18 protein-coding genes are annotated in these 22,568 nt (G+C 60.1%); 5 read left to right on the forward strand and 13 right to left on the reverse strand.

What is annotated here, in order from left to right; genetic code table 11:
- Positions 1 to 33: 33 nt before the first annotated feature.
- Complete coding sequence (locus FHT82_RS17015; protein WP_183733136.1) at positions 34 to 792, forward strand: alpha/beta hydrolase; 759 nt, start codon at positions 34 to 36, stop codon at positions 790 to 792.
- Positions 793 to 814: 22 nt separating this feature from the next.
- Here the strand turns inward: FHT82_RS17015 and dhaL (FHT82_RS17020) are convergent, their stop codons facing one another.
- From dhaL (FHT82_RS17020) to FHT82_RS17075, 12 genes are all read right to left on the reverse strand, one after another.
- Positions 815 to 1,471 carry a dihydroxyacetone kinase subunit DhaL gene (dhaL, locus tag FHT82_RS17020; RefSeq protein WP_183733139.1) on the reverse strand — a complete coding sequence of 219 codons (657 nt, stop codon included), beginning with the start codon at positions 1,469 to 1,471 and terminating at the stop codon, positions 815 to 817.
- A gap of 53 nt (positions 1,472 to 1,524) precedes the next feature.
- Positions 1,525 to 3,615: a bifunctional sugar-binding transcriptional regulator/dihydroxyacetone kinase subunit DhaK gene (locus FHT82_RS17025; protein WP_183733142.1), complete on the reverse strand. Its 2,091-nt coding sequence runs from the start codon at positions 3,613 to 3,615 to the stop codon at positions 1,525 to 1,527.
- 151 nt (positions 3,616 to 3,766) lie between these two features.
- Positions 3,767 to 4,414, reverse strand: a complete 648-nt coding sequence (dhaL, locus tag FHT82_RS17030; protein ID WP_183733145.1) for a dihydroxyacetone kinase subunit DhaL — start codon at positions 4,412 to 4,414, stop codon at positions 3,767 to 3,769.
- A 15-nt stretch (positions 4,415 to 4,429) separates the two neighbouring features.
- Complete coding sequence (locus FHT82_RS17035; RefSeq protein WP_183733147.1) at positions 4,430 to 5,425, reverse strand: dihydroxyacetone kinase subunit DhaK; 996 nt, start codon at positions 5,423 to 5,425, stop codon at positions 4,430 to 4,432.
- Between the two features lie 22 nt (positions 5,426 to 5,447).
- Positions 5,448 to 6,218: an SDR family oxidoreductase gene (locus FHT82_RS17040; protein WP_183733150.1), complete on the reverse strand. Its 771-nt coding sequence runs from the start codon at positions 6,216 to 6,218 to the stop codon at positions 5,448 to 5,450.
- Positions 6,219 to 6,278: 60 nt separating this feature from the next.
- A complete protein-coding gene (locus FHT82_RS17045; RefSeq protein ID WP_183733153.1) occupies positions 6,279 to 7,265 on the reverse strand; it encodes a substrate-binding domain-containing protein in 987 nt (328 codons plus the stop codon).
- A gap of 94 nt (positions 7,266 to 7,359) precedes the next feature.
- Positions 7,360 to 8,364 carry an ABC transporter permease gene (locus tag FHT82_RS17050; RefSeq protein ID WP_183733156.1) on the reverse strand — a complete coding sequence of 335 codons (1,005 nt, stop codon included), beginning with the start codon at positions 8,362 to 8,364 and terminating at the stop codon, positions 7,360 to 7,362.
- A gap of 40 nt (positions 8,365 to 8,404) precedes the next feature.
- Complete coding sequence (locus FHT82_RS17055) at positions 8,405 to 9,883, reverse strand: sugar ABC transporter ATP-binding protein (RefSeq protein WP_183733160.1); 1,479 nt, start codon at positions 9,881 to 9,883, stop codon at positions 8,405 to 8,407.
- A gap of 552 nt (positions 9,884 to 10,435) precedes the next feature.
- Entirely contained in the window at positions 10,436 to 11,419 is a 984-nt protein-coding gene (locus tag FHT82_RS17060; RefSeq protein ID WP_183733162.1) for an ABC transporter permease, read from the reverse strand.
- The gene (locus FHT82_RS17065; RefSeq protein WP_183733165.1) at positions 11,416 to 12,411 is read right to left on the reverse strand and encodes an ABC transporter permease; all 996 of its coding nucleotides are present in this window, start codon (positions 12,409 to 12,411) and stop codon (positions 11,416 to 11,418) included. Before FHT82_RS17065 ends, FHT82_RS17060 begins: the two co-directional genes overlap by 4 nt.
- Entirely contained in the window at positions 12,408 to 13,946 is a 1,539-nt protein-coding gene (locus FHT82_RS17070; protein ID WP_183733168.1) for a sugar ABC transporter ATP-binding protein, read from the reverse strand. The genes FHT82_RS17065 and FHT82_RS17070 overlap by 4 nt, the downstream gene beginning before the upstream one ends.
- A 78-nt stretch (positions 13,947 to 14,024) precedes the next feature.
- Complete coding sequence (locus FHT82_RS17075; RefSeq protein WP_183733171.1) at positions 14,025 to 15,164, reverse strand: sugar ABC transporter substrate-binding protein; 1,140 nt, start codon at positions 15,162 to 15,164, stop codon at positions 14,025 to 14,027.
- Positions 15,165 to 15,399: 235 nt separating this feature from the next.
- Here FHT82_RS17075 and FHT82_RS17080 point away from each other — a divergent pair, with 235 nt between their 5' ends.
- Positions 15,400 to 16,422: a LacI family DNA-binding transcriptional regulator gene (locus tag FHT82_RS17080; RefSeq protein WP_183733174.1), complete on the forward strand. Its 1,023-nt coding sequence runs from the start codon at positions 15,400 to 15,402 to the stop codon at positions 16,420 to 16,422.
- Here FHT82_RS17080 and FHT82_RS17085 read toward each other — a convergent pair.
- Complete coding sequence (locus tag FHT82_RS17085) at positions 16,419 to 18,722, reverse strand: FdhF/YdeP family oxidoreductase (RefSeq protein WP_183733177.1); 2,304 nt, start codon at positions 18,720 to 18,722, stop codon at positions 16,419 to 16,421. The two genes, FHT82_RS17080 and FHT82_RS17085, sit on opposite strands and share 4 nt — an antisense overlap.
- A 250-nt stretch (positions 18,723 to 18,972) precedes the next feature.
- Between FHT82_RS17085 and FHT82_RS17090 the strand changes: the two genes are divergently transcribed.
- The 3 genes from FHT82_RS17090 (at position 18,973) to FHT82_RS17100 (ending at position 22,540) form a co-directional block, all read left to right on the forward strand.
- Positions 18,973 to 19,560: an ANTAR domain-containing response regulator gene (locus FHT82_RS17090; protein WP_007816832.1), complete on the forward strand. Its 588-nt coding sequence runs from the start codon at positions 18,973 to 18,975 to the stop codon at positions 19,558 to 19,560.
- Positions 19,561 to 19,606: 46 nt separating this feature from the next.
- Positions 19,607 to 20,881 carry a CmpA/NrtA family ABC transporter substrate-binding protein gene (locus FHT82_RS17095; protein WP_183734177.1) on the forward strand — a complete coding sequence of 425 codons (1,275 nt, stop codon included), beginning with the start codon at positions 19,607 to 19,609 and terminating at the stop codon, positions 20,879 to 20,881.
- Between the two features lie 360 nt (positions 20,882 to 21,241).
- Complete coding sequence (locus FHT82_RS17100) at positions 21,242 to 22,540, forward strand: CmpA/NrtA family ABC transporter substrate-binding protein (protein ID WP_183733180.1); 1,299 nt, start codon at positions 21,242 to 21,244, stop codon at positions 22,538 to 22,540.
- Positions 22,541 to 22,568: the final 28 nt, after the last annotated feature.

The following is a 22,568-nucleotide window of genomic DNA, read 5'->3' on the forward strand; positions in this document are numbered from 1 at the left end:
TCATATTATACTTGAACAACAGGAGCAATAACCATGAAATACAAGTATTTTTCCACCATCGCCCTTGCCTTTGCCACCAGTGTCATCGCTTTTGCTGCCCAGGCGGCCGAGGTGAAAAACATTGTCATCGTACACGGTGCGCTCGCCGATGGCTCCGGTTGGCGCAAGGCAAGCGATATCCTCGAACGCCGTGGCTTCAACGTCACCATCGTCCAGGAGCCGATCACCTCGCTTGCCGATGATGTCGCCGCAACCAACCGGGTTCTTGACCTGCAGGATGGCCCGACTCTACTGGTCGGCCACAGCTACGGCGGCATGGTGATCACCGAAGCGGGCAACAGCGCGAATGTCGCGGGCCTGGTCTATGTCGCGGCCTTCCAACCGGACAAGGGTGAAAGCCTCATCAGCCTTGCAAGCTCGAAGCCGGCCGGCGGCATGAATATCCGCGAGACGAAGGACGGAAAATACCTCTATCTCGACCCTGCCGCCTTCGCGAACGACTTTGCCGCCGACCTGCCGAAAGATGAGGCCGCGTTCCTAGCAAAGTCGCAGGTCCTCGCGTCCAAGGAGGCCTTCTCTGCGAAAGCCGGCGCCCCCGCCTGGAAGACAAAGAAGAGCTGGACGATTGTCGCCACGGAAGACCGGTCGATTAATCCCGACCTCGAACGAGACATGGCAAAGCGGGCGGGAAGCGATGTCACCGAGATCAAGGCAAGCCATGCGGTCTTCGCCTCGCAGCCGGAAAAGGTCGCGGACGTCATCGAGAAGGCTGCCGAAGCAGCAGGCAAATAATCGAGTCGTTAGGGTCGGCGGATCATTCCGCCGGCTCATTTTCTGTGAACGTGTCCCTCATCGCCTTTATGATGAGGACCGCCGACGCCGCACCCGGGTCGATATGGCCGAGCGATCGTTCGCCAAGGCGGGCGGCGCGGCCGCGGGTGGCGACCATGGAGCGTGTCGACCGTGCGCCGGCATCAGCGGCGTCGACAATCTCGGCCCACATGGCCGAAACGCTCGCCTGCCGGTCGCGTGCGGCGGCTGCCGCTTCGGTTGCCGGGATCCAGGCATCCAGCATCGTCTTGTCGCCGCGCTGTCCCTTGCCACGTTCCCTGATACCTGATGTCATCGCCTCGACGATCACCGCCTGGCCGGCAGCCGAGAGCGCTTCGTCCTGCTTCAGGGCCTGCGCCGCCTTACGGAAGGCCGTGGCATAAAGTGGTCCGGTCGACGCACCGACGGCATCGAGAAAGGCCGAGGCGGCAACCGAAAACACCTCTGACGGCAGAATCTCATCGAGATCGCGCTTTGCCAGTTCGCCATTTACCGCCTGGAAACCGAGTGCCATTGTGATGCCATGGTCGGCATCGCCGATCGCGCCATCCAGATCGGAGAGATGGTCCTTCTCAGCCGAAATCGCGACCGAGATCCGGTGAAACATCCTGCTGAGGCGGCGGGCCGCGTTTGCTGACATGCGTATCCTCCCAATTCATGCAGCCCAGCCCCTGGGATGCTGTCTTCTCTTTTTCAGTCTACGACCCTGAGGAATGCCGTATCGCAAGGATGATGTAGCATATCCGTCAGTTCCCGATCGAGATGCAGGACCGATATGGACGCGCCGACCATGTCGAGCGATGTGCAATAATGCCCCACCCAATTCGCCTCGATCTTGATGCCCTTTGCGCTCAGCCGCTGTTCCACGCGCCTGAAGAGAATATAGAGTTCCATCAGCGGCGTGCCGCCGAAGGAATTGACCAGCACGGCGACACGATCTCCCGACACGGCTTTCATCTCCGAGAAAATCCTGTCCATGACGACATCGACGACGGCATCGGCGCTCATCATCCTCTCGCGCATCACGCCGGGCTCGCCATGGATACCCATACCGATCTCGATGTCATCGGGTCCGATCTCGAAATTATGGCGACGCGTCTGCGGCAGCGAACTGGGTTCAAGCGCGACACCCATGGTGAAGGTCCGTGCATTGGCCTTACGGGTTACGGCTTCGCAGGCATCGAGCGACAGGCCGCGGTCGCAGGCTGCACCGGCGATCTTGAAGATGAAGAAATTGCCGGCAACGCCGCGGCGACCATCCCGGTCCTCCAAGGGCGAGGAGGAGATATCGTCGGTCGTTACGACCGTGCGGACCTCGATATTGTCCTCCGCGGCCATCTCGGCGGCCATCTCGAAATTCATCACGTCGCCGGCGTAATTGCCATAGACGAAGAGTACCCCCGCTCCACCCGATGCCGCCTTGGCGCATTGCAGGATCGGCCCCGGCGGAGGCGAGGAGAAGATATTGCCGACCGCGACCGCATCGGCGAGCCCCTTGCCGACATAGCCGAGAAAGGCGGGTTCATGCCCCGTACCACCCCCGACGACCAGACCGACCTTGCCGGCTCGCGGACCCGAACGGGCAACGAGCGCGCGGTGGGAACTGTCGACCGGGCGAAGGTAGCGCGCATGCGCCTTGACGACGCCATCGAGCATTTCTTCCACGACATCGTCGGGGTTGTTCAGGAACTTCTTGATATGAGTGCGGAAGCCAGTCGGCGGTGTGGTGATCTCGCTGTCCACCTTCGGGCGCTGCGAGAGCTTCTGATCGACCTCCGTCACGCCATCGGCATTGAGAATGCCGCGGCCGGTCGCGGCATCGGTGATGAGCACATTGACATAGCCACCGCGCAGCGCAGCAAGAATGGCCGGCACCTTGTCGAAACCGCCTGCAACGGCGATGCGCGTGTTGATCTTCTTCAACAGATCGAGCGATATGCCGACCGTGCGGTCGTCCAGCGGTCCCGCGACAGGGCGTCCGTGACCGTCGATAAAACGGCCCGCCACCACGCCGGTCGCGTCCTTGGCCAGATAGTCCTGCAGCGATACGGAATCGAAAAAACCGCTTGTATGGATGGTGGAATTCGGCCGCATGGAGGCGATGCCGAAGATCACCTTGTTCGCCCGTGAAAGCGCCTCGAACTGCCCGTCGATCAGCGGCTCGCGCAGGAACACATCGCGGACCGCGGAGCTGGAGACGATGGCAGGTGTTGCAATATTGATGAGCTTGGCATCGACCGCATCGGCAAAAGCCGCGGCACAGAGTTCCGGCGTATAGGCGAAAGTCGCGCTCGTTCCGCCCGTCGCCTGCACGACGGTCATATCCTGAAGCCCCGGAATGGAGGCTTGCTCGCCGACCGCCATGATCGTGCGCCCCCAGACAACCGCCAGCGTGTCGCCGGATTTGAGGATCTTCTGCAGGGCCTGGGCGCCTGCAGAGCCGAGCCGCTCGATCAATGGACGGGTGTTGTCGTCGCTCGGCACGACAAGACAGTCGTGCAGGCCGAAATGCCGCTTCAGCTCCTGGGCGATGGTCAGTGAGCTTAACCGCGCGGGTTCGATGGAAATGTTGACGATGCCGCGGGCACGCGCATCGGCGAGGTAGCTGTTCACCGTCGCGCGCGAAATGCCCATCGTTTCAGCGATATCGCCCTGGGTCATGCCGTCTTCGTAGTAGAGCCAGCACGCCCATACATAGGGATCGTCCCCGTAACGCAACGGAATGGGCTCGGCCGCGATATCAGCCGTACCATTCTTTCGTGCCGATGATGTCTTAGCGGTCATCCTGCCTGGTTTCCCTCATCCAAATCGATGGCGAAGATGAGCGTAAAAGCTGCAGTTTTCAACGTGCCCTCGCCTGATTGTTCCCGGCCGCCGCAGCGGCCGGGATGGTAATGCAAGGGAGGATCACGGGCTCTCACCAAAGCCCGGTCTGTCAGGCGGGCTGCAGCCTTGTCTCTACGCCATCGGCCAGCGACTTCAGGATCAATGCGCAAGAGGTTGCGCCCGCATCAAGCACGCCGAGCGACCGTTCGCCAAGGCGGCTGGCGCGACCGATCTTGGCGACGAGATCCCGCGTGCTGTCGCGTCCGGCTTCGGCGGCCGCAACGAGGGCCGCAAGCGCAGCGCCAAAGGATTTGCCGCTGCCGACCGCCGTATCGAATGCCGCGATTGCTGGCACGAGCGTATCGAGCAGTGTCTTGTCGCCGACCTTGGCCGAGCCGATCGCCTTGATACCGTCGAGGCCATTGTGCAGCATGGCGCTGAAGGTCGCGGCGTCGATCGCATCAGACTTTTCAATGGTTTCGGCGAATTGGGTGAACATCACGCCATAGAGCGGCCCCATCGAACCGCCGATCTCCGTCATCAGGACCGTGCCGAGCGTGTCGAAGGCTTGTGCCAGCGACATATCCGCCCCCTTGATGCGTTCGGCCGCCATGCCGAACCCCTTGGCCATGTTGACGCCGTGGTCACCATCGCCGATCTTGCCGTCGATTTCGCTCAGATAGGCACGATTTTCGATGATCTTGTCGGCCAGCGAGAGAACGATAGCGCCCGACCCGGCATTCTCAAATTGCTGCATTCCGCCTGCCTCCCTTCAGAGCATCGCCGGGCATTGGACGTCGATATCCAGAAGCCGTTTCAGCTCGTCGTCCAGTGCCATCACGGTCAGCGTTGCACCGACCATTTCCAACGATGTGAAATAATTGCCGATATAGACCTTGTGGATCTTCAGTCCGCGTCCGGTGATCTCGGATTCGATCGTATCATGAAGAATGTAGAGCTCGTTGAGCGGCGTGGCGCCGAGACCCGAGACGATGACGGCAACTTCGGTCCCGGCTGCAAGCTGGTGATCGTCGAGAACGATCTTCGCCATCTCCTCGGCGACTTCCTTGGCCGATTTCAGCGGTTCGACACGCACGCCGGGCTCGCCATGATGACCGATACCGACCTCCATCGTACCCGGTTCGATGGCGAAATTCGGATGGCCAACGGAGGGCAACGTGCAGGGGCCGAGGCCAACACCGATCGAGCGGCAATTGTCGATCGCCTTCTGGGCGGTCGCACGGACTTCCTCGAGGCTCGCGCCCTCGGCAGCCTTGGCCGAGCCGCACTTCCACATGAAGATCTCGCCGGCAACGCCGCGGCGCTTTTCGCGTTCCTCGGGACCTGCCGAACATACATCGTCATTGGCAACGACGGTGGCGATCTCGATGCCTTCCTTCGCCGCAAGCTTGATCGCCATTTTTACATTCATGTTGTCGCCGGCGTAATTGCCGTAGAGGCAGACGACACCCTTGCCGCCATTGGCCGTGCGCGCCGCATCCAGGAAGCTTTTTGCGGTTGGCGAAGAGAAGAGTTCTCCGACAGCGACAGCATCCAGCATGTTGCGGCCGGTATAGCCGATGAAGGCGGGCTCATGCCCCGAACCACCGCCGGTTATGACGCCGACCTTGCCGGAGACCGGCGCGTGACGGGCGGCGATGACACGGGGATTTTCCGAAGACAGCCTGACGATGTCGGCGTGGGCTTTGACGAAGCCCTTCACGGTATCCTCGACGACTTCATCCGGATTGTTGATAAATCGCTGCATTATAACTCCTATCTACCGCGCGTCAGATAATGGTGTAGCCACCGTCGACCAGAAGGTCCGCGCCATTGATCATATCGGCGCCGTTGGAAGCGAGGAACACCGCCGCCGCCGCGATCTCCTCTGGAAATGCAAAACGGCCGGATGGGATGCGCTGTTTCAGCGCCTCACCGCGCGGGCCGTCCCATGCCTTTCTGCCGAGATCGGTCAGGACGACAGTTGGGGAGATCGTGTTGACGTTGATGCCGTGCTTTCCCCATTCGGCAGCAAGCGTCTTGGAAAGACCGATGACGCCAAACTTCGATGCACAGTAGGCAACATGCTGATCGATGGCGACAGTGCCGGCCTGAGAAGCCATGTTGATGATCTTGCCGCCCCTGCCCGCCTTGATCATGGCGCGGCCGGCAGCCTGGGACACTAGGAACGTGCCCTTCAGGTTGATGGCAATGGTCTTGTCCCATGCATCTAGGCTGAGTTCCTCTGCAGGGGCGAGCATGACGACACCGGCGCTGTTGACGGCGATATCGATATGGCCGAACGCAGTCTCGACATCGGCAACCACTTTTTCGACGGACTGCGGATCGGACACGTCGCAGACGAAGGATTTCGCGCCATTGCCGAGTTCTTCAGCTTTGGCCCGTGCCACCGATTCATTGATGTCGATGACGGCAACGACGGCGCCTTTGGCAGCCATGGCGGATGCAATGGCGCTGCCGATACCGGATGCGCCGCCCGTGACCAGAGCGACCTTGCCGCTCAGCGAAAAGTTCAGGTCAACCTGTTTGGAGTCAGTCATGGCTCTGTTCTCGATCTGTCTGGGATATGGGGCGGGATCTTCATCCCGCCCCAGGGAGGATTATTTGCGCGTGGAGAGCAGCTTGTCGACGTTTTCAGCCGTCACCGGGGTCCACGGAACATTATAGGTCTTATCCTTGCCGTCGTTCCAAGGCATATCCTTGTAAGTGGTCCAGATATCGGATTCCGGCTTGTAGTTGCCTTTCTTGGCATTGAAGATCGCGAGATCCAAAGCACCTTGCGCCTGGGCGCGGGCATCCTGAAGGATCGAGGTCATCTCGCCGGCCTTGGCCGCACGCAGCGCATCGGTGACGCCGTCGATACCGGCAATGGCAAAGCTCTTGACGTCGAGGCCGGCGGCCTTGATCGCCTCGATGGCGCCAAGCGCCATTTCATCGTTCTGGCCGATAATGCCGTTGATCTGGTTCGGGTGAGCCGTCAGCCAGTTCTCCATCAGCGTCTGGGCCTCCGCGCGCGACCAGTTCGCTGTCTGGTCTTCGAGAACCTTCACATCTGGGCACTCGGCAAGCGCCTTCTTGTTGCCTTGCAGGCGCTGGATCTGCGCAGACTGGCCGACCGGACCTTCGATGATGACGACATTTCCCTTGCAACCGATCTTGTCCAGAACGCTCTTGGCTTCCAGATAGCCGGACACGGTATCGTCGGATCCGACATAGGAGGTCAGCTGGTCGGAATTGACGCGGGTGTTGGAGCCGATGACCGGAATGCCGGCATCGACCGCGGACTGAACGGCAGATGCACCAGCATCGACGTCGATCGGTGCGAAGATGATGGCATTATATTTCTGGGTGATCATGGTCTTGAACTGATCCTGCTGGACCAGTGCGTCATAGCGGCCATCGAAAACCGTCAGTTCGACTTCACCGCTCTTGACAGCCGGGTGATCCTGCAAGGCTGCTGTCCAGATCTGCATGAACTCCGCGTTCAAGCCGTAGGGGGCTGCGCCGATCTTGATCTTTTCCTGGGCTGCGGCCGACGTCGCCAGCAGCGCCGTTGCCGAAGCAAGCGCAATCAGAAGATTTTTCATTTTCAGTTTCCTCCACTTGGGTTTAGGCTGCCGGCATGGCTTGCCTGTCGGACGGGGCGAACGAGCCGCCTGCCCCGAATTTCTGCTGATGAGCTCAGGCTCCGAAATTTCGTTTCTGGTCGAGCATGACGGCGCCGACGATGAGGGCACCCTTCAGGACCTGCTGGTAGTAGGACTGGATACCCATCAGATCGAGACCGTTGTTCATGACGCCAATGATGAGGGCGCCGATCAACGTTCCCGTTACGCGGCCGACGCCTCCGGAAAGGCTCGTACCGCCGATGACGACTGCCGCGATCGCATCCAGTTCATACGCGACGCCAGCCTGCGGCAGACCCGAACCGGTGCGGGCGCTGAGCAGGATGCCTGCCAGCCCTGCCAGGCCGCCGGAGATGACATAGACGGTGAAGCGGATTCGGTCGGTGTTGATGCCTGAGGTCTTGGCCGCATGCGGATTGCCGCCGACGGCGTAGATATAGCGGCCGAACCGCGTACGGTTGAGGATCCACCAGGAGACCGCAAAGACGACCGCGAGCACGATGACCGGCGCGGGAATGCCGAACACATCACCAGTGCCGATCCAGCGGAAGGCGGGTGTAAGCGCGGGAACCGGACGGCCGCCGCCATAGATCAGCGTCATGCCGCGAGCAGCCGAGAGCATGCCGAGCGTGGCGACGAAGGCAGGTACCGAGAAGCGAGAGACGATCGCGCCGGAGATCGAGCCGCAGATGATGCCGACGAGCACGCCGACCAGCAGGCCGATGGCGACCGGATAGGGCGAACCGATGACACCGGCCGTTTCCGAAGTGGTGGCAAAACTGGCGCTGACGATGCCGGCGAGCGCCACGACCGAGCCGACCGAGAGGTCGATGCCACGTGTGAGAATCACGAAGGTCATGCCGATCGCCAGCACGCCGTTGATGGACGTCTGCAGCAGCACGTTGGAAATATTGCCGCCGGTCAGGAAGAACTCGTTCGAGAACGACAGGATAACGACCAGGAGCAGAAAAGCAAGAAAGATGCCGTATTCCTGCAAGATCAGACGCCGCTGCTCCGTCTTGAACCAACCGCCCACACTCTTGTTCTCACTCACTGACACTGCCTGCTCCTCTGCCGCCGGACGAATGCGCTGACCTTGGTCAGGTTGATAGGTGGACGAGTGATTGGGCATTCGTCTCCTCCCGGCTGTATATTCCGGCGCTCCTGCCGCCGCGCATCACCATGATGCGGTCCGACATGCCGAGAACTTCGTCGATTTCCGATGAGATCATCACCACGGTACCGCCGCCTTCGGCGAAGTCGCAGATGATGCGATAGATTTCCCGCTTGGCGCCGACATCGACACCGCGTGTCGGCTCATCCAACAGCAGGACCTTAGGGTTGCGCAGGAACCATTTGCCGAGAACGACCTTCTGCTGGTTGCCGCCGGAAAGGCCAGACACCGGCATGGTGTCACGCGCTGCCTTGATCTGAAACTGCTCGCGCATGCGCCTACTGGCATCCACTTCCTTTGCATGATCCATGGAAAAGGCTGGGCTCAGCTCAGGCAGGCTCGCCATGCAGATATTGGCGCGAACGGAATCCGAGAGATTGAGGCCCGTCTGCTTGCGGTCTTCAGTAACCAGCGCCAGACCATGGGCCATCGCATCCGATGGCTTTGCAACCGAGATCGCCGCACCATCGACCGAGATGCGCCCTGCAGACGGTTTGTCGAGGCCAAAGAGGCAGTTGAAAATCTCGGTGCGGCCAGAGCCCATGAGCCCGTAAATGCCGAAGATCTCGCCCTTATGGGCGGCAAAGGAAATATCCTCGATCTTGTTCGGGCAGGAGAGCGCATTGACCTCGAGACCAATATCCGACGTCGGTGTATTAGTCTTGATATATTCTTCGGCAAGTTCCCGTCCGACGATCATGCGGATCAGGCTCGGCCGGTCGATTTCCGACAAGGCGCCAGCACCGACGAAGGAGCCGTCGCGGAAGACCGTGTAGGAATCGGCGATCTGGAAAATTTCCGAGAGGCGATGGGAAACGTAGACGATGCCGCGTCCCTGCGCCTGCAGGCGGCGGATCGCCGCGAAGAGTTGCTGGGCTTCACGCTCGCCGATGGCCGATGTCGGCTCGTCCATGAAGATGACTTCGGCATCGTGGCTGAGCGCCTTGGTGATCTCCACCAGTTGCATCTGCGCGACCGAAAGGTTCATCATGTATTGGGTGGCGCGGATATCGAATTCCAGCTCGTCGAGCAGCTTCTGCGCCGCCCGGTTCATGCTGCGAAAATCGATGCCGCCGAAACGAGCTGACGGTTCTCGGCCGAGATAGATGTTCTCGGCGACGGTCATATGTGGAACCGGGCTCAGCTCCTGCTCGATGATGGCAATACCGGAGGCAAGCGCGTCTGCAGGACTCGAAAAATCCACCTCCTGGCCACGACGGCGGATCGAGCCGGCATCACACTTGTGAATGCCCATCAGGATCTTGAGGAAGGTCGACTTGCCGGCGCCATTGCCGCCGCACAGCGCATGGACCGAGCCGGCGCGAAGCTGAAAGCGGCCGTCACGCAGGGCTGCGACACCGCCAAAGGACTTCTTGAGCCCCTCCACTTCCAGCAGAAATTCCACGTCCGTCTCCTCCACGCATGCACTTGGCGAGCGCCATACAGCGCGCCAATCGACACCTGAAAACCTCCGCCCGATGTCGATGCTGACAATATTCGATTCTCATTCGACAAATGTCAAGTAACGCCTAATCATATAAATGGCAGGGCACATCGAGAGCCGGAACGACACCGAAAAAGGCCGTTTTTACAGGCTCAAGGCGACATAGCCGCATGAATGAGGGCCGACAGAAAATCGAAGAGCCGAAAGGAAACACGCACTGAAAACAGCATCAGGACCGACAGCACCGGCAAACCGCTGGTCGATGTCATCACCTCTCACCTGACCGGAAGCAAGCATCACGGTCACGGATCTGAGCGAGCCGGGCTTCTATGCCGACGCGTCGCAGAAGATTGTCCGGAAGGTTGTAATGGCGAATATGGGCGCGCGGTCGGCCCCGAACGCTCCAACGCGATCGTCGACACCTACCTTGCCTCCAGCTTCTATCCGAACGGGCCTTTGGCCGAAAACGTCAAGGCAATCAGTCGCCTGGACGAAGCCAAAAGTTGAGTTTCGTCACGAGACCTTTTGCCGCCCGTAAAGCAGCAGCATACCGATGATGACAGCACCATAGATCAGCTGGCGACCAGCCTCTTCGATCTGCATGACTGAGAGGATCGACTGCAGCAGCGTGATCAGGATGACGCCGGCGACGGTTCCGAGATAGGAGCCCTTGCCGCCAAGAACATGGGTGCCACCGAGCACCACGGCGGCGATTGAGGGTAGGAGATATGCGTCGCCCATGGACTGGGAGGCTTTCGAAGCATAACCGGCAAGAAGCACACCGCCGAGTGCACTAAGGCCGCCTGAAATGATGAAGGCCAGAAGGGTGATCCTGCGCGTATTGATGCCGGACATGTAGGCGGCGCGTTCGCGGTTGCCGATCGCATAGAGCGCCCGGCCGAAGGTCGTGCGCGTCAAAAGGAACACGGCGAACAGACCGACGAGGAGCCACACCAGAACTCCGTTCGGAAGCCCCGGTATGGTGTAGCCCGTTGCCAGGAAGCGCATGGCAGCGGAAGCCGAATCCTGCGGCGAGAAGCCGCCCGTATAGACCACCATCAGGCCTTGAGCGACCGCATTGGTAGCGAGCGTGATGATCATCGAGGGGATGCGCAGATAGGCAACTGCAATGCCGTTGATGAGGCCGATTGCAGCACCACAGAGAATGCCGAAGGGAATTGCGAGAACCGCGCCTGTCGTCCCATAAGCGGTGGCGGCGCATGCCATCATCGCCCCCGTTGTCACCACCCAGGGCACCGACAGGTCGATCTGTCCAAGCAGGATGACCGCCATCATGCCGGTGGCAATGACGCCGAGGAAAGAGGCAACCTTCAACTGCTGCATCAGGTAATCCGGGGACAGAAAATTGGGGGAATAGAGCGAGCCGCCGAAAAGCAGCAGGATGATGCAGCCGAAGGCGATCGCTACCGCCGGGTCGATACCGCGCAGCCGGGTGGGTAAGGGAATTTGCCGCATGGCGGAAGCATCCTCACTCATTGGAACCACTCCAGACGATTGCGAACCCGTGATAGGCCGATGCAGCCGACGCTGACTGCCAGCATCAGCACCACACCCTGGAAGAGCGGCTGCCAGAGCGGATCGAGATCGAAGACGAACAGAAGGTCGCCGATGGTGCGGAAGGCCAGTGCGCCGAAAACTGCGCCGACAGCGCTTCCCTTACCGCCCGCCAGAGAAACGCCGCCGAGCACCACCGCCGCAATCGAATAGAGCGTATAGGCATTGCCGCTCGCAAAGGCCGCCTCACCCGTATAGGAGAAGAAGGTCAGATAAAGCCCGCCGATCGCTGACAGCAGGCCAGCCAGCGCGTAAGCCGCAAGCTTTGCACGCTTCACCGGCATGGCCGACATATAGGCGGCATTTTCTGCCGATCCGACGGCATAGGCGGTGCGGCCGAGCACCGATCGGCTGAAGGGTATCCAAATCACCAGGACGACGAGAGCGAGCACCACGAGGCTTGCCGGTATCAGACCGAAGAACTTCGAGGTGAAAGCATCGGCGAGATCCTCATTCACCGAGCCGCCGGGCGTTGGCCTCAGCAACAACGCCAGACCGTAGAAAACCGCGCTTGTCGCGATCGTGGTGACGATCGGTTGCAACCTGCCGAAGATGATGACGAGCCCATTCAGCAGACCGCAGGCGAGCCCCGTCAGCAACACGGCAATTATGCCAAGCCCGGTCTGCAGCGGCGTGCCGACCACAAGCCATGAGGCGAGGCAATTGCACAGGACGAGGATCATGCCGACCGACAGATCGATGCCTGATGTAATGACCACGAAACACTGCGCCATCGCCACGAAAGCGAGTAGCGTCGCCTTGTTGGCGGCCGTCTGAACCACATTGGGCGTAAAGCCGGCCGGATGGTTCGAGACATAGAGAATGAACATCAGGATGAAGAGAAGCGCCGCAAAGAGCGTACCCTTCTGCTGAACGTATCGGTAGCGCCATTCACCAGTCACCTGCCTGCTCATTGGGCCATCCTTTGCTGCGCCTCTGCGGCGCCGATGTTGAGGGCGGCGCTCACCAGCTCGCGCTCGTTGATCTCGTCTCCTTCAAGAATGCGGATGATACTGCCATCATACATGACCAACACACGGTCGCAGCAGCCGACCAATTCATCATAGTCGGTCGAATAGAAGATGATGGCCGCACCCGCGTCGGCAAGCTTGCGCAGCAAAGCGTAGATCTCCTGCTTGGTACCGACATCGATGCCGCGGGTCGGATCGTTGAGCAGAATGATGCGTGGGCGGTTCATCAGCCATTTGGCGATCACGACTTTCTGCTGGTTGCCGCCGGACAATGAGGCGACGGGCATGTCGATCGTCGCAGCCTTGATGGCCAGCAGCTTCAGAAGTTCGTCGATTTCCCGAAGCTCGGCTGCGCGGTCGATCACGCCGTTGCGCGAAACGCGATCAAGGGCTGCGATCGACAGGTTTTCGCGCACCGTCATCGGCAGCATCAACCCCTCGGTCTTGCGGTCCTCCGGGATCAGCGCCATGGAGATCTCGCCGGATTTTGCCGCGCCGGGGCTCTTCAACCTTACCGGCCGGCCATCGACTGCCACTTCGCCCTTCAGGTCACGCAGCACGCCGAAAAGCGCCAGGAGCAATTCGCGCTGCCCCTGCCCGTCCAGCCCACCGAAACCGATGATTTCACCAGGCCGGACATCGAAATCGATTCCGGAAAGCCGGTCTCCCCAGGAGAGGTCGCGGCAGGACAGAACCGGCGCGTCTGCCTTCGATCGCAGCGGCTTGGGTGGAAAGACATGGGTATATTCGCGTCCGATCATCAGCTCCACGACCTGCTGATCAGTCTTGGTGCCGGCGGGATAGGATTCGATGCTGCGGCCATTTCGGAAAACCGTGCAGTCATCAGCCAGTTGCGCGATCTCATGCATGCGATGGGAAATATAGATCAGCGCCATGCCCTCGGCACGCAGCTGTTTCAGCACCCCGAAAACCTTCTCGACATCCGATTGGGTGAGCGCCGAGGTCGCCTCATCGAGGATCATCAGCCGCGGTTTGCGGGCAAGCGCCTTGGCGATCTCCACCATCTGCCGGCGGGAAAGCGGCAGGTCCTTGACGAGGGACGACGGATGGATATCGGCTGCTCCAGCGCGGGCAAGTGCCGCCTCGGCAATCTGGCGCTGTCTTTTGCGATCGATCATGCCGAAACGCAGCGGCGGATTGCTGATGACGATGTTGTCGGCCACCGAAAGATCGGGAATGAGCGACAGCTCCTGGAAAACACAGACAATACCGGCGGCATTGGCGGCAGCCGGCGAGGCGAAGGAGACTTCATTTCCGTCCAGCAGCATGCGCCCTTCATCTGGCGTCACCACACCGGCCATGATCTTGATGAGGGTCGATTTTCCCGCGCCGTTTTCACCGAGCACGGCGTGGATCGCGCCCGGTCGAACAGCGATATTGGCTTCCTTCAGCGCAATCGCGCCACCATAACGCTTCGATATGCCTTCCAGGCGCAGAAGCGGTTCGGAAAGGGTCATGCATCCAGCCTCCGTTCGGTCGCGTCGAGATCGAGGCTGCGGGCACGAGCGCCCGCAGTCAGGTCCGGATGGTGGTGCTTACTGGTTTTCCTTGGTCTGCCCCATGATTTCCTGTGCGGAGAAGTTGATGCCGCAGGTCGGGAAGGAGTTGCCAACGAAGAAGTTGTCGGATTCCTTGGGGTAATAATCCTCGCCCGCCTTGAAATCGGGATCGGAAACGAGTGCCGTCGGCAGCTTGACGGCCTGAGGCACGACCTGACCTTCGAGAGCCGCGATGGCCGTCTTGATGGCAACAGCAACCTGGGCCGGGCCAGTGCCTGCCGACGAGCATTTCAGACCATCGGCCGCATGGGCGGCACAGAATTTGCGGAAGCCGTTCTCCGTCTCACCGCCGAAGGGCACGAACGGATGCTTCGCGTCGATCATCGCCTGCACGACGCCGGTGTCACCGCCCTGCGCGGTAATGCCATCGAAGGGGCCATTAGTGGCAATCGCATCGGCCGTTGCCTTCTGCGCTACGCCATCATCCCATTTGCCGACGACTTCAGTGACGGTGAACTTCTTGCCGGAAGCATCCAGAGCCTCATGGATGCCATTATGGCGATCCGTATCGACGGAGGTGCCGGCAACGCCGCGCACTTCCAGGATCTTACCGCCCTGCGGCAGGTGCTTCACCAGCCAGTTGGCCCAGATGACGCCAAGGCCTTTCTGGTCGACATTGACGTTGATCGCATCCTTGGTATCGAGGATATTGTCGAAGGCGACGAGAACGACGCCGGCTTCCTTGGCGCGCTTGATGACCGGACCGAAGGCTGTCGGGTTCTGAGCGTTGACGACGATGGCATCATAGCCGGCATCGATGAAATTGTTGATCGCCGAAATCTGGGCCGGAACGTCCTCGCCGGTCGACACGACCTTGAATTCTTTCAGCTTGGCGGCGACATCCGGCTGAGCGGCATAGGCCTTTGCCGTCTGCACCATCTGGATGCGCCAGGTATTGGCAATATAGCCGTTCGCAAGCGCGATGCGATAAGGACCATCCTTCTTCGGATATTGCAGGAATTGGGTTTCGGCCGACCACGGCACCATGCAATTCGGGTCGGCGGCGGGACCGGACACGACCTTTGGCTCCGCCATGGCCGTGCTGCAGAGCAGAGCAAACGCCGACGCGGAAAACGCGGCGATACGGGCCATCTTCGCTTTCTTCACCTTGAGCATTGAATGTCTCCTCCTCAGGCGGACCAGGCCGCCCCTCCATAAATTCTGATTGGCATGCTGATCCCGGAAGGCTCCATCCCATCCTTTTCCGGTGCACTTTGAGCCTAACATAGTTGACAGCGCTGTCAAATCGGATTTGCTAGCGCTGTCAACTGTAAGTACCGAGAAGAAATATTTCGCACTTGCGAGATAAATTACGGATCGGTATGACTTTGTGGTATAAAGCGAGACGGCAATGCGTAGAATAACTTTGGATGACGTGGCAAATCTGGCCGGCGTCAGCCCGATTACAGTATCACGCGTACTTCGCAAGCCCGATGCGGTCTCGGAGGCGCTGCGGCGGCGTGTCAATGCTGCCGTTCAGGAACTCGGCTATGTGCCGAACATCGCGGCCAGCCGCCTTGCCTCTTCGCGTACGCATGCGATCGGCGTCATCGTGCCGACCCTCTATAACGTCATCTTTGCCGAATATCTCTTCGCACTGCACGACGTGCTCGTCGGGGCGGGCTTTCAGGTCATCGTCGTCAACAGCCGGTATTCCGAGCAGGAAGAGGAAAACGCCATCAAGGTGTTGCTCGGCCAACGGGTCGAAGCGATCATCATCGCCGGCATCCATCATACGCCGCTTTCCCATCACCTTCTGACGCGGGCACACCTGCCAGTTGTCGAGACATTCGAGTTGTCGCCAGATCCGATCGACCTCAATATCGGCATGCTGCAAGACCGCGCCGGGCAGGCGGCGACGCAACATCTCATCGACCGTGGCTTCCATCGTATCGCCTTCCTGGCTGGCAACCTCGACCATCGTTCCCAGTCTCGCTTCGACGGCTATCGCCTGGCGATGCAGGAAGCAGGCCTGGAGAACCTTGAGATCGTCACCCAGCGGCCGCGGCACAGCTCGGTTGCGCTCGGTTCCGATCTCCTAGCCCTGATGCATGAACGCGGCGACCGCCCCGAGGCGATTTTCTGCACCGACGACAACGTGGCGCTCGGCGCCATGCAAGAGTGCCGCAAGCGCGGCATCCGCGTGCCAGACGATATCGCCATCATTGGTTTTCATGATCTGGAATTTTCCGCCTGTGCGTCACCGTCCCTCTCATCGATCATGACGAGACGTTTCGAGACGGGCAAGCTTGCCGCCGAAAAGGTGCTGGCAGCCCTCAATTCGGCGAGCCGCCAGCCACCGAACCAGATCGACCTCGGCTTCGAGGTCATCGCCCGCGAAAGTACGGGCGTGACCGTCGCGGCTTCCAGCTAAGCCGCAGCCTGAACCTCGCTCTTGGCGATCGTGACGGGAACGCCTTTGTAGCTCGGTGTGCCTGACTTGCGATCATAGTGACCGAGCGCGATCACCGCATTCATTTCCGGATAATAGCCCGCCACCGAACCGACGGGGATACTATATTCGACCGCCGTGAAACCGATGACGGTTTTCCCGCCGCCGTTGCCAGTGGCTGAACGGATATCGATCCGGTCTCCATCACGCAGGCCTCGTTCAGCAAGATCCTGACTGCTCATGAAGATGACGTCACGGCGGCCGAAGATACCGCGATAGCGATCATCGAGACCATAGACGGTCGTGTTATACTGATCGTGGCTTCGCAGCGTCGTCAGCACCAATGTCGTCGGGTCCTTCAGGCGGGGATCTTCGTCGAGACCGGGCGCGACAAGGAAATTCGCCTTTCCGCTTGCCGTCTTCCAGACGCGATAGGAGGCCGGAACATCGAGCCGGAAGCCGCCGCGAACACGGACGCGACTGTTGAACTCATGAAAATCCGGAAAGACCACTTCGATCTTGTCGCGTATCCGGTCGTAATTGGCGACCAGCCCGGGCCAGTCGATGCCATATTTTGTACCCAGCGTTGCCATCGCAATACCTGCGATGATGGCAGGCTCGGACTTCAGCAACTCGCTCGGCGGCTTCAGGAAGCCGCGCGATGCATGCACCATCGACATGGAATCTTCCACCGTCACCGCCTGCGGGCCTGATGCCTGGGTGTCGAGGTCGGTCCGCCCGAGGCAGGGAAGAATGATCGAGGTCTTTGCCGTCAGCAGATGTGAGCGATTGAGCTTGGTCGCAATATGGACGGCAAGATCGAGCTTGCGCATCGCTTCGAAAGTGACATCCGGATCGGACATGGCAACGGCCAGATTCCCGCCGAGGCAGATCAGGGCTTTAGACCGACCGGCAGCGATCGCTTCGATGGATTCGATTGCATTGTGCCCTTTTCTGTCGGAAGGCCGGAAACCAAAGGCACGTTCCATACCGTCGATCAGCGCCGTGTTCGGAATTTCGGTGATACCGACGGTTCTGTCGCCCTGCACGTTGGAATGACCGCGCAGCGGGCACAGGCCGGCGCCCGGGCGGCCAATATTGCCGCGCAGCATCAGAAAATTGGCAAGCTGCTGGACATTGGCCGTACCGTTGGCATGCTGGGTAATGCCCATGCCGTAGCAGAGGATGACGTTTCGGGCGTTGAGGTAGACATCGACGGCGCTCGCCAGCGCTTCCATTGTCAGGCCGGAGACGCTGAGAATATGGCTCCAGCTGGTATTGGCGAGATCAACCTTCAGATCCTCGATACCGGCGGTATGTTCGGCAATGAAGGCCCGGTCGAGAACGCCCTCGCCGCCAGCAGCGGTATCAGCCTCGTCACGCTCGAAAATCAGCTTCATGAGACCCTTGAGGGCGGCGAGATCGCCGCCGGTGCGGAGCTGGTGATAGGCTGATGCGATCGGCGTCGAGGAGAAGGTCACCATCTCCACCGGGTTCTGCGGCGCGGCAAAACGCTCCAGCGCCCGCTCCTTCAGCGGATTAAAGACGATGATCGGAACGCCGCGCCGGGACGCCTCATGCAATGTCGTCATCATGCGCGGATGGTTGGTGCCGGGATTGTGGCCGAAGCTGAAAATGGCATCGGCATGATCGAAATCCTCAAGCGTCACCGTACCCTTGCCAACGCCGAGAGACAACGGCAGGCCGACGCTGGTCGCTTCGTGGCACATGTTCGAGCAATCGGGGAAATTGTTCGTGCCATAGGCGCGCACGAAAAGCTGATAAAGAAAAGCCGCCTCGTTTGAAGCACGGCCGGATGTGTAAAATTCGGCCTCATCCGGGCTTGCAAGCTTGTTGAGCTCGGCGCCAATCAGGCTGAAAGCGTCGTCCCAGTCGATAGCCTCATATTTGTCGGTGACGCCGTTGTATTTCAGCGGATGCGTCAGGCGACCCTGATCCTCGAGCTTGTGATCGATCCATCCCCAAAGTTCGGAGACGGTATGCTCGGCAAAGAATTCCGGCGGGACGCGACGAGCGGTCGATTCCCAGGTGATCGCCTTTGCGCCGTTTTCGCAAAATTCAAACGAAGATGTGTGCTTGGGATCGGGCCAGGCGCAGCCCGGGCAATCAAAACCTTCCGGCTGGTTTGCCTTGAGCAGGGTGGCGCTGCCCTGCGCGACAATCTGCTGATGCTTCAGCGTCTTCGCCACCGCCTTCAGCGCGTCCCATCCCCCTGCGGGACGCCCGTATTCCTCAACACCAACAGGACGTTCATCGCTCATGTCAGCTCTCCGTCTTCAAGATCGCCCGACGATAACAGCGATGGATCGGGCCGTGCATTATACTGAGGCATAGGTCGCGCAGTGTCCGACAAGGGTGTGGACGCTACGGCCTCTTTTCGAAAGGCCATACGCGGATCATACGCTGCACACACATGAAGCAAAATGATCATTTTTTTATCATTTTGCATTTATGCCTAAAATTTTGCCTTTATAGCTTGTGCGCCTTGCTGCGCTGCGTCATAAATGCGCAATGAGCCGGCTCGATCTGACCATTCTAGTGATCGATGAAAATACCATTCGCGCCTCCATCATCGAAGAGGGGCTGCGGGAGGCTGGCCATGCGCGCGTGACTGTCATTCACGAAGTTCAGGGCGTGGCGCGCATCATCGATACGCTACGGCCCGATGTCATCATCATCGATATCGAGAACCCCAATCGCGACATGATGGAGCATCTGTTCCAGCTCACCCGCACCGTCGGCCGGCCGATCGCCATGTTCGTCGACCGTTCCGACACGGCCTCCATCGAGGCCGCAGTGGATGCGGGCGTTTCGGCCTACATCGTCGACGGGTTGAAGAAGGAGCGTGTCAAACCCATTCTTGATATGGCGGTCAGCCGCTTCAATGCCTTCAGCCGACTGCAGCGCGAACTTGCCGACGCCAAATCGGCGCTCGAAGAACGCAAAGTGGTGGAACGCGCCAAGGGCATATTGATGAAGATGCGTGGACTGTCGGAGGAAGAGGCATTCGCACTGCTTCGCCAGACGGCCATGAACGAGAAGAAGAAAATGTCCGACATCGCCCAGAGCGTCGTCACGGCGGCGGGGCTTTTGATGTGATGGCGGCTCCGTGTGCTGATGTCCGGAGGAAGCCGGAGTGAATATGATGACGACAAATCTCGGCCCCGGCGCCGGCCTGCCCGCCCCCGCACGGCTTAATGGCGAAGGCGACAGAACATTGAGAGCCGGGTTCATCCCGCTTGTCGATGCCTCCGTACTGGTCGCCGCCTCCGAATTCGGTTTTGCCCGGAAGGAAGGCCTGACGCTCGATCTCGTCAAGGACGTCTCCTGGGCCAATGTCCGTGATCGCCTTGCCTTCCGGCAGTTCGATATTGCTCACATGCTCTCGCCAATGCCCGTTGCCTCCATGCTCGGCCTCGGCTCCAACCCATCCCCGACGATCACGCCTTTCTCCCTTGGGCGCGGCGGCAATGCGATCACGCTTTCGACCCGCCTGTTCGACAGGATGCGGAATGCGGCCGGGCTTTCCGAAACTGCCAGTGCACTGGAAAACGCCAAGGCGCTCTCAACGATGCTGGCAGAAATGAAGGCAAGCGGCGAGCCGCTGCCGACCTTCGGTGTCACCTACCCCTTTTCCTCGCATAATTACGAATTCCGTTACTGGCTCGCCGCCGGCGGCATCGATCCGGACAAGGACGTCAAACTCGTCGTCGTGCCGCCCCCGTTGACCCCGGATGCACTGGCTGCCGGCGCGATCGACGGTTTTTGCGTCGGCGCACCCTGGAACATGGTGGCGTCAGAGCGCGGTGCCGGGCGTATCGTCGCTGCCAAACAGGATATCTGGCCATCTGCGCCGGAAAAGGTGATCGGCATGCGCCCGGAATGGGCGGACAGCCATCCGGAAACGGTCTCCCGGCTGATCGTCGCTCTCGACGCAGCGGCACGCTGGTGCGACAGACCGGAAAACCACGATGCGCTTGCCGAGGCCCTCGCGGATGCCCGCTATATCGCAGCGCCGGTTCACATCATCCGTCATGTACTGGCCGGCGAGTTCAGCCTCGATGCGAGGGGCAACCGGCGCATCATCGATAATTACTTCATGTTCCATGCGGGTTTTGCCAACTATCCTCGCACGAGCCAAGCGCTCTGGATCTACAGCCAGATGATCCGTTGGGGCCAGGCCGAACTCGGACTCAACCCCGCACGCGCAGCCGCTTCCGCCTATCGCCCGGACCTTTATCGCGCAGCCCTTGGCGAGGCCAGCGCGCCCATCGATGCCGACGTGCGCATCGAAGGCGCCGACGAAAACGACCGCTTCATGGACGGTCACGTTTTCGATCCATCGAAACTGCCGGATTATATTGCGGGCTTTGAGGTGAAGAGCGATCTGCCCTTCATTCCGCAGTCTGATGAGACCTGAAAAGGTTGCTGCATTGCATAAATCGCTTGCAGCATTTTCGATCTGCGACTGAGCAATCGCACAAAAGTTTTGCAGAGCGATTTCGTGCTTCAAAAAACAGCGGCAGCTTTAATCCGAAACAATCTCCTTTAATTTCAATAGGCTGCAGAAACACCAACAAACTGGCACGCTGCTTGCAGGGCTAAAACCGTACCGGTCAACGGCGACCGGGCGCAGGATGGGTGCGTAATAAGCGCTCACAAAAGACATCGACGTCGCAAGGTTTTTGCTGCCCGGGACTTCTCCCTTCCCGAGGACGCAATCTCCGAGCGGCGTTTTTTTTATTTCGAAAATTCCGGCAGCACCCAGAGGAGCCCGCGCATGACCAAGATTTTCACGACCGCGATCAGCCGTCGCAGCATGCTGAAGACCACCGCAGCAGCAGCCCTCGTGAGCGCTGTTCGGACGGCATTTCCTTCTGGCGCCTTCGCCGCTGCAGCCGCACCCGAAGTGACCGGCGTCAAGCTTGGTTTCATCGCCCTGACAGATGCAGCGCCACTTATCGTCGCCAAAGAAAAGGGTCTGTTCGAAAAACACGGCCTTCCTGAAGTCGATGTGGCGAAGCAGGCCTCCTGGGGGGCAACGCGTGACAATCTGGTTCTCGGCGGCGCGGCCAACGGCATCGATGGCGCCCATATCCTCTCGCCGCTGCCCTATCTCATGCACACCGGCAAGGTGACCCAGAACAACCAGCCGGTGCCGATGGCATTGCTGGCACGTCTGAACTACGACAGCCAGGGCATCTCGGTCGCCAAGGAATATGCCGATACCGGCGTCCAGCTCGACTCCTCCAAGCTGAAGGCCGCCTTCGAAAAGAAGAAGGCCGATGGCAAGGAGGTGAAAGCCGCCATGACCTTCCCCGGTGGCACCCATGATCTCTGGATCCGCTACTGGCTCGCCGCTGGCGGCATCGATCCGGACAAGGACGTCTCGACCGTCGTCGTGCCGCCCCCGCAGATGGTGGCGAACATGAAGGTCGGCAACATGGACGTCTTCTGTGTCGGCGAACCTTGGAACGAGCAACTCGTCAACCAGGGCATCGGCTTCACAGCGGCAACGACCGGCGAATTGTGGAAAGGCCATCCGGAAAAGGCCCTCGGCATGCGCGCCGACTGGGTGGAAAAGAACCCGAATGCCGCCAAGGCCCTGCTGATGGCCATTATGGAAGCCCAACAATGGTGCGACAGCATGGACAACAAGGAGGAAATGGCGACCATCCTCGGCAAGCGGCAATGGTTCAACGTACCGCCAAAGGATGTGCTTGGCCGCCTGAAGGGCGACATCAACTACGGCAATGGCCGAGTCGCCCATGGCACGGACCTCTACATGAAGTTCTGGGCTGGCGGCGTCTCCTATCCCTTCAAGAGCCACGATACCTGGTTCATGGCGGAGAACGTCCGCTGGGGCAAACTCGCGCCCGATACGGACATCAAGGCGCTGGTCGACAAGGTGAACCGCGAGGACATCTGGCGCGACGCCGCAAAGGACCTCGGCGTTGCTGCAGCCGATATTCCGGCCTCGCCGTCGCGCGGCAAGGAGACCTTCTTCGACGGCAAGGTCTTCGATCCGGAAAACCCGTCTGCCTATCTCGACAGCCTTTCCATCAAGGCCGCTTCGTAATCCCCGCCTCCGGCGCGTGGGGCGCGCG

It is taken from the genome of Rhizobium sp. BK275 (assembly GCF_014193555.1).
In the GTDB taxonomy this organism is placed as follows: Bacteria; Pseudomonadota; Alphaproteobacteria; order Rhizobiales; family Rhizobiaceae; genus Rhizobium.